Annotated in this window: 7 protein-coding genes; 2 read left to right on the top strand and 5 right to left on the bottom strand. The window is 70.1% G+C overall.

What is annotated here, in order from left to right; translation table 11 throughout:
- Nucleotides 1-92 precede the first annotated feature (92 nt).
- From AB0I38_RS05350 to AB0I38_RS05330, 5 genes are read right to left on the bottom strand one after another with little or no spacing between them, the layout of a single operon-like run.
- Nucleotides 93-770, bottom strand: a complete 678-nt coding sequence (locus tag AB0I38_RS05350; protein ID WP_358462231.1) for a DNA polymerase IV — start codon at nt 768-770, stop codon at nt 93-95.
- 16 nt (nt 771-786) lie between these two features.
- Nucleotides 787-1,833, bottom strand: coding sequence for an ABC transporter ATP-binding protein (locus AB0I38_RS05345; RefSeq protein WP_358462228.1), 1,047 nt, complete (start codon nt 1,831-1,833; stop codon nt 787-789).
- On the bottom strand, nt 1,830-2,648 hold the full coding sequence (locus AB0I38_RS05340) for a carbohydrate ABC transporter permease (RefSeq protein WP_358462225.1): 819 nt from the start codon (nt 2,646-2,648) through the stop codon (nt 1,830-1,832). Before AB0I38_RS05340 ends, AB0I38_RS05345 begins: the two co-directional genes overlap by 4 nt.
- Nucleotides 2,645-3,556: a carbohydrate ABC transporter permease gene (locus AB0I38_RS05335; protein ID WP_358462222.1), complete on the bottom strand. Its 912-nt coding sequence runs from the start codon at nt 3,554-3,556 to the stop codon at nt 2,645-2,647. The genes AB0I38_RS05340 and AB0I38_RS05335 overlap by 4 nt, the downstream gene beginning before the upstream one ends.
- Nucleotides 3,543-4,910: an extracellular solute-binding protein gene (locus AB0I38_RS05330; protein WP_358462219.1), complete on the bottom strand. Its 1,368-nt coding sequence runs from the start codon at nt 4,908-4,910 to the stop codon at nt 3,543-3,545. Before AB0I38_RS05330 ends, AB0I38_RS05335 begins: the two co-directional genes overlap by 14 nt.
- A gap of 219 nt (nt 4,911-5,129) precedes the next feature.
- On the opposite strand from AB0I38_RS05330, the gene prcB reads away from it, so the two are divergent.
- The gene (prcB, locus tag AB0I38_RS05325) at nt 5,130-5,978 is read left to right on the top strand and encodes a proteasome subunit beta (protein WP_436838717.1); all 849 of its coding nucleotides are present in this window, start codon (nt 5,130-5,132) and stop codon (nt 5,976-5,978) included.
- Between the two features lie 20 nt (nt 5,979-5,998).
- Complete coding sequence (gene prcA / locus AB0I38_RS05320; protein WP_358462213.1) at nt 5,999-6,850, top strand: proteasome subunit alpha; 852 nt, start codon at nt 5,999-6,001, stop codon at nt 6,848-6,850.
- The last annotated feature ends 36 nt before the right edge of the window (nt 6,851-6,886 follow it).

The following is a 6,886-nucleotide window of genomic DNA, read 5'->3' as shown; positions in this document are numbered from 1 at the left end:
CTGCAGCCCCTCCAAGGCCGGCCACCTGTGCAAGGCCATCGCCGTCCTTCAAAATCACCGTGTCACACAGGCCGCCCGAGGGTGAAAAAGGTTCAGTGATACCAGGGTCCATTGGTGGGGCCGAAGTGGCGTGCCAGCTCCGCGGGGTCGGCGGCGGCCAGCTCGGCGACCGTGCGCAGGCCGAGGGCGGCGAGTTTCCTGGAGGTCCTGGCCCCGATGCCCCAGAGGGCGTCGGTGGGCCGGTGGTGCATGACCTCCGCCCAGTTCTCTCCCGTGAGCCGGAAGACGCCGGCCGGTTTGGCGAACCCGGAGGCGAGTTTGGCCTGGTGTTTGTTGTCGCCGATGCCCACCGAGCACGACAGCTCGGTCTCGGCGAGCACCGCGCGCCGGATACCGGCGGCGAGCGCCTCGGGGGCGTCAGTGCGGGCGCCGACGAACGCCTCGTCCCATCCCCAGACCTCGACCTCCATCGGGAACGCGCGCAACGTGGCCATGACGCGCTCCGAGGCCGCCTCGTAGGCCGGCGGGTCGGTGGGCAGGAAGACGGCGTCGGGGCACAGCCTGAGCGCCGTCCGCAACGGCATCCCGGAGTGCACACCGTGGGCGCGGGCCTCGTAGGTGGCGGTGGCGGCCACGGTGCGCGGCTGTGTGGGATCGCCCGAGCCGCCCACGACGACGGGCCTGCCGCGTAGCTCGGGACGGCGCAGCAGCTCGACCGCGGCGATGAACTGGTCGAGGTCCACGTGCAGGATCCAGTCCCTGGTGGACATGACGTCCAGTATGCCGTCAGGGGCTCAGCAGCTCTCCGTCGCGGTAGACCAGGGCGCGGCGCGGGACGGCCCAGGCACGGTCACCGAGACGCGGCTCGTCGCCCTCGTCGACCACGGCCTGGATGAAGGTGCCGGCCTCTTCGAGGGTGACCAGGGTGCTGGTGCCGAGGTTCTCCAGGACCGAGACGGTGCCAGGGAAGGCGTCGGGGCGTGCGATGGGGGACAGGTCCATGTACTCGGGGCGCACGCCGTACACGAGGTCGTCGCCGTCGGTGAGGCTGGCCGGGGCGGGCAGGACGGCGCCGGCCGCGTGCAGCGAGCCGCCCGCCGCCTTCGCCGGCAGCAGGTTCATCGGCGTGGAGCCGATGAAGGAGGCGACGAACGTGGTGGCGGGGCGCTGGAAGACCTCCGAGGGCGTGCCGACCTGAACCATCCGTCCCTGCGACATGACGGCGATGCGGTCGGCGAGCGCGAGGGCCTCGGCCTGGTCGTGGGTGACGAAGACGGTGGTGACGGCGAGCTCGCGCTGCAAGCGCTTGAGGAACGTCCGGGCTTCGAGGCGCAGGCGGGCGTCGAGGTTGGACAGCGGTTCGTCGAACAGGAAGGCGGTGGGGTGGCAGGCGATGGCGCGGGCGAGGGCGACGCGCTGCTGCTGGCCGCCGGAGAGCTGGGCGGGGCGGCGGCGCAGGAGCTCCGACAGGCTGAGCCGCCGGGCGACGTCGGCGGCCTTGGCGGTGCGCTCGGCGCGGGGCACCTTGCGGATGCGCAGGGGGTAGGCGATGTTCTCGGTGACGTCCATGTGCGGGAAGAGCGCGTAGTCCTGGAAGACCATGGCGACGTTCCTGCGGCCGGGAGGCGAGGACGTGACGTCCGTCTGGTCGATGGAGATGTGCCCGGAGCTGGCGGTCTCCAGGCCCGCGATGGTGCGCAGGAGCGTCGTCTTCCCGCAGCCCGACGGGCCGAGCAGGGCGAAGAACTCGCCGTCTCCGATCGTGAGGTCGATGCCGTCGAGGGCGCGCACGCCGCCGGGAAACACCTTGGTCAGGCCGTGCAGGGAGATCACCGCTTGATCCCTCCGTGGAAGCGGAAACCGTAACGCTGCGAGACGAACAGGTACATCGCCACCACCGGCAGCGAGTAGAGCAGCGAGAAGGTGGAGATGAGGTCGAGCTTGGGCGCGCCGCCCTCGGTGTAGAGGGTGTAGAGGATGACCGAGCCGGGCGACTTGTCCGGGTCGCGCAGCAGGATGAACTGGAACAGGAACCCGCCCCAGACGCTGGCCAGCGCCCACACGGCGATGGTGGCCAGGCCCGGCCGCACCAGCGGCACCACGATGTGCCGGAGGATCTGCAGCGAGGAGGCGCCGAAGACCCGGGCCGACTCCTCGTACGAGGTCGGCGTCTCGTCCATGAAGTCCTTCAGGATGAAGATCGCCGCGGGCAGCAGGCCGCCGGAGACGACGAGGATGACGCCGAGATGGGTGTCGATCAGGTCGAGCCGGGTGGCCAGCTCGAAGATGGGCACCATGGCCGCGGTGCCGGTGACCACCGACGACAGCAGCAGAAGCAGGTAGAGCAGCACGTCACGGCCGGGCACCCGGACCCGCGACAGGGCGTAGGCGGCCAGCGCTGCCAGCACGACGACCAGCGCCGCCGCCCCGCCGCCCTGGATGAGCGAGTTGCGGATCGAGCCCAGCGCGTACGGGTTGTCGAGGATGGCGGCGAAGTTGTTCAGCGTGAACTCGGGGACGGACGTGGTGATCGTGGGACTGTCGTCGAACGGCGCGCTCGCCAGCCAGAGCATCGGCAGCGCGAAGAAGGCGAGCACGACCGCGAGGAACACGGTGGACACCAGCCGCCCGACGGTGTGCCTGATCATGCCGAAGGTCCTCCCGTCAGCGCGGCCTCGCGCCTGCGCCGGTCCCGCAGCAGCCGCAGGTAGACCAGGGCGAAGACCAGGTTGATCAGCAGGATGAGGAAGGAGATGGCGGCGCCCGCCCCGAGCTCCCCGCCCCGCAGCGCCACGTTGTAGACGTAGATCGGCAGGATCTCCGAGCGTCCCTCCGGCCCGCCGCCGGTCAGCACGAACGGGGTGAAGTCGTTGAACGTCCACAGGCTGATGAGCAGCAGGTTGGTCAGGATGTGCCGCCTGATGAGCGGCAGGACGACGTCACGGAGCTGCTGGAAGACGCTCGCCCCGGCCAGCCGGGCGGTCTCCAGGTGGGAGGGCGGCACGTTCTCCAGGGCGGCCGAGTAGAGCATCATCGAGAACGCGGTGCCGCGCCAGACGTTGAAGACGACGATCGACAGCAGCGGGTAGTCGAGCAGCCAGGCGAACCCCGGGGTGTTCAGGAGCGCGTTGAGGGTGCCGTCGTCGCGGTCGAGCAGCGCGAACCAGAGAAACCCGACGACGGTGCTGGGCAGGATCCACGACAGCAGCACGACGCCCTCCACGACCCGCCGCAGCCGCCCCGTGCGCGTCCGCAGCACCCAGGCCAACGCGAACCCGAGCCCGGCCTGGCCGAGGATGGCCGAGCCGCCGACGTAGACGACGGTCAGCCAGAGCGAGCCGAGAAACCGCGGGTCCCGCAGCGCGTCGGTGTAGTTGTCCAAGCCGACGACCTGCGGGTTCGCGGCGGCCAGGCCGGTCAGCCGGTAGTCGGTGAGTCCGAGATAGATCGTCCAGAGCGCGGGGAAGACGAGGAAGACACCGATCAGGACGAGCGCGGGCAGGACGAATCCGACCGCCCTGCCCTTGCCCAGTCCCGCGGCGTCAACCGCTGACATTGGCCGCGCCACCGACCAGTCCCTCCAGCTTGGTCCGGTAGGCGGTGACGGCCTCGTCGGCGCTCTTGCCACTGACCACGTCGGCGGTGGCCTCCTGCAGGATGACGGAGACCTGCGGGTAGACGGCGACGCCCGGCCGGTAGGCGGTGACGGGCAGTACCTCGTCGGCGACGAACTTCAGCATCGGGTCGCCGGTGAGCACCTCGTCGTTGACGTCGCCGCGGGAGCTGATCCGCGCCTGCCCGGCCAGCTGTGCCTTGGTGGCGGCCGCCCCGTGGATGAAGGCGAGCAGCTCCCAGGCCGGCTTCGGGTTCTTGGAGAACGGGTTGAGCACGCGCACGGCGCCGCCCGACATGCTGACGTGGTCCTGGCCCCGGATGCCGGCGCCCGGCCGGATGGCCGGAATCCTGGCGTAGCCGACGGTGGTGTCGCGGTCCTTCATGGCGGCGACCCCGGCCTTGGGCTCGACCACGGAGCGCCAGAAGTAGTCGCTCTCGGCCAGGATGGCGATCTTGCCCGCGGCGAACTGGGCGAACGACTTGTCGCGGCCCTTGGCCTCCTGCTGCAGCCTGGGGTCGCCCAGCCCGCTGCCGCCGTAGATCTGCTGGTAGAAGCCGAGCACGTCCTTCATGGCCTGGGACGCGCCCGTCCACTTGCCCTCGCTGTAGATCTCGGCGCCCGCGCCGGCCAGCAGCGGCAGCACGCCCTGCATGGTCGTCGCCTCGCCCATGGCGGTGCCGGCGTTGATCTGGATGGGCGTGGGGACCCCGGCGGCCTTGAGCTTGGCACCGGCGTCGATGATCTCCTGCCAGCTCGCGGGCTGCCATGGGTCCGGCAGGCCGGCCTTCTCGAACAGGGTCTTGTTGTAGAACAGGACGCGGCCGTCGGTGCCCTGCGGCAGCCCGTACTTCTTGCCGTCGAAGATGCCGAGCCCCTGCACGGCCTGCGGGATCTGCGACCAGCCCTCCCACGCGTCGACGGCGGCGCCGCCGACCTCGGCGAGCGGCTTGATGTAGCCGGCCTGGGCGAACTCACCCACCCAGATGCCGTCCACGTCGATGACGTCGGCACCGGTCTTCGACTTGAGGTCGAGCGCGATCTTCGTCTTGTACTGCTCGTCGTCCACGCCGCTCGGCTGGAACAGCACCTTGACGCCCGGGTGGGTCTTCTCGAACTCCGGGATCACCCACTGCTTGATCCAGTCGGCGGAGTCGGAGTTCTTGCCGCCCGAGATCGAGTTGGCGGCGATGGTGAGGGTGACGCTCTCTCCTCCGGACGGCGTCGCGGTGCCGCAGGAGCTGAGCGCGAGGATGGTCAGTGCCGCGATCACCGCAGGTCGGCTGGGGAGTCGCATGTCGGCCTCCTGTTCAGGACGTGCAGACATACCGACAATCGCACGCACCCCGGCGGCCGTAAAGAAACGATCTGAACACGGATCGGGGGCGTGAACCCGGTGTCGCATGGGGGCGGAGCCCTTCCGAAGGGTTCGCCGTGAGCTGATCGTGGGAAGTGCAGACAGCGACGCAACATGAGTAGGGTCGCCCTAGGACACTGACCTTTGGGAGGGAGTCGCGTGGCATCGCACAGGGATCTGCCTGTCGGCTTGGTGAACCAGCTTTTCCACAACACCGGACGTTCGTCGTTCACCGAGTTCGTCGGTTCATATGCGCCCGAGTTGCTGCCGCAGCGGGACAAAATCCTCGCCACACCGATCGGCGACCAGGTCCCCCACGCGACCACGATCGTCGCCGCCACCTTCGCGGGCGGGGTGGTGATGGCGGGCGACCGGCGGGCGACGTCGGGCAACATCATCTCGCAGCGTGACGTCGAGAAGGTGTTCCGCACCGACGACTACTCCTGCATGGGCATCGCGGGCACGGCCAGCACCGGCATCGAGATGGCCAGGCTCTACCGGGTGGAGCTGGAGCACTACGAGAAGCTCGAAGGCCGGACCATGTCGGTCAACGGCAAGGCCAACCGGCTGGCCACGATGATCCGCGGCAACCTGGCCATGGCGATGCAGGGGCTGGTGGTGGTGCCGCTGTTCGCCGCCTATGATCCCGACCGCGACGAGGGGCGGATCTTCAGCTACGACGTGGCCGGCGGGCCCTACGAGCGGGAGCGGTTCGACGCGATCGGCTCGGGCTCGATCTTCGCGCGGGGCTCGCTGAAGAAGCTCTACCGTGATGGCGCCTCCGCCGACGACATGGCGATGACGCTGATCCAGGCGCTGTACGACGCTGCCGACGACGACTCGGCGACCGGTGGCCCCGACGTCACCCGCAAGATCTGGCCGATCGTGTCCGTCATCGACGCCGACGGTTTCCGCCGGCTGGGCGACGAGCAGGTGTCCGGCTACGTCGAGCAGATGCTCGAAGCCCGCCTGATCTCGCCCGACGGCCCCATCGCCCCGCTGCGCTAGAAAGGACCATCACGGTGTCCATGCCTTTCGGATATGCGTCCCCTGAGCAGATCATGCGGGACAAGGCGGACTATGCGCGCAAGGGCATAGCGCGGGGCCGCTCCGTCGTCGTGCTGCAGTACGCCGACGGCATCCTGTTCGTCGCGCCCAACCCGTCCCGGGCGCTGCACAAGATCAGCGAGATCTACGACCGCATCGGCTTCGCCGCGGTCGGCCGCTACAACGAGTTCGAGGAGCTGCGGCTCGGCGGCATCCGCTACGCCGACATCAACGGCTACACCTACGACCGCTCCGACGTGACGGGCCGCGGCCTGGCCAACCTCTACGCCTCCAACCTGGGCCGCATCTTCACCGAGTCGATCAAGTCGCTGGAGGTGGAGGTGGTCGTGGCCGAGGTGGGCGACACCCCCGACGGCGACGCCATCTACCGGCTGACCTTCGACGGCTCGGTCTTCGACGAGCACGGCTTCGCCGCGATGGGCGGCCAGGCCGAGGCGGTGTCGACGCGGGTGAAGGAGCGCTACCGCGAGGCGATGCCGCTGGCCGAGGCGCTGGAGACGGCGGTGGTGGCCCTGACCGAGCCGGGCGGCGAGCGGCCGCCGGTCGGGCAGCTCGAGGTGGCGGTGCTCGACCGCAACCGCGAGCACCGCAAGTTCCTCCGGATCACCGGCTCCCGCCTCGAACGCCTGCTCGCCCAGACGGCCGGGCCTGCCGAGGCCGCCGAGCCGACCGAGCCGACCGAGCCGGAGGCCGGCTCCGGCGACGCGCCCGCCGGCCCCGAGAGCGGGTCCGGCGCCGCGCCCCAAGCCCCGCCGACCGGGCCGCCGACCGGCCCCGACGGTGATGTGGACGACGGGTCCTCCCCGCTGTAGGACCCGGCGTCCGCCCGTGGTGCCCGGCGGGGGCGA

Origin of the sequence: Nonomuraea cavernae (assembly GCF_040655715.1) — a bacterium.
Taxonomy (GTDB): Bacteria; Actinomycetota; Actinomycetes; order Streptosporangiales; family Streptosporangiaceae; genus Nonomuraea; species Nonomuraea cavernae_A.
The sequence above is the reverse complement of the archived record's forward strand: the minus strand, read 5'-3'. Positions and strand labels throughout refer to the sequence as shown.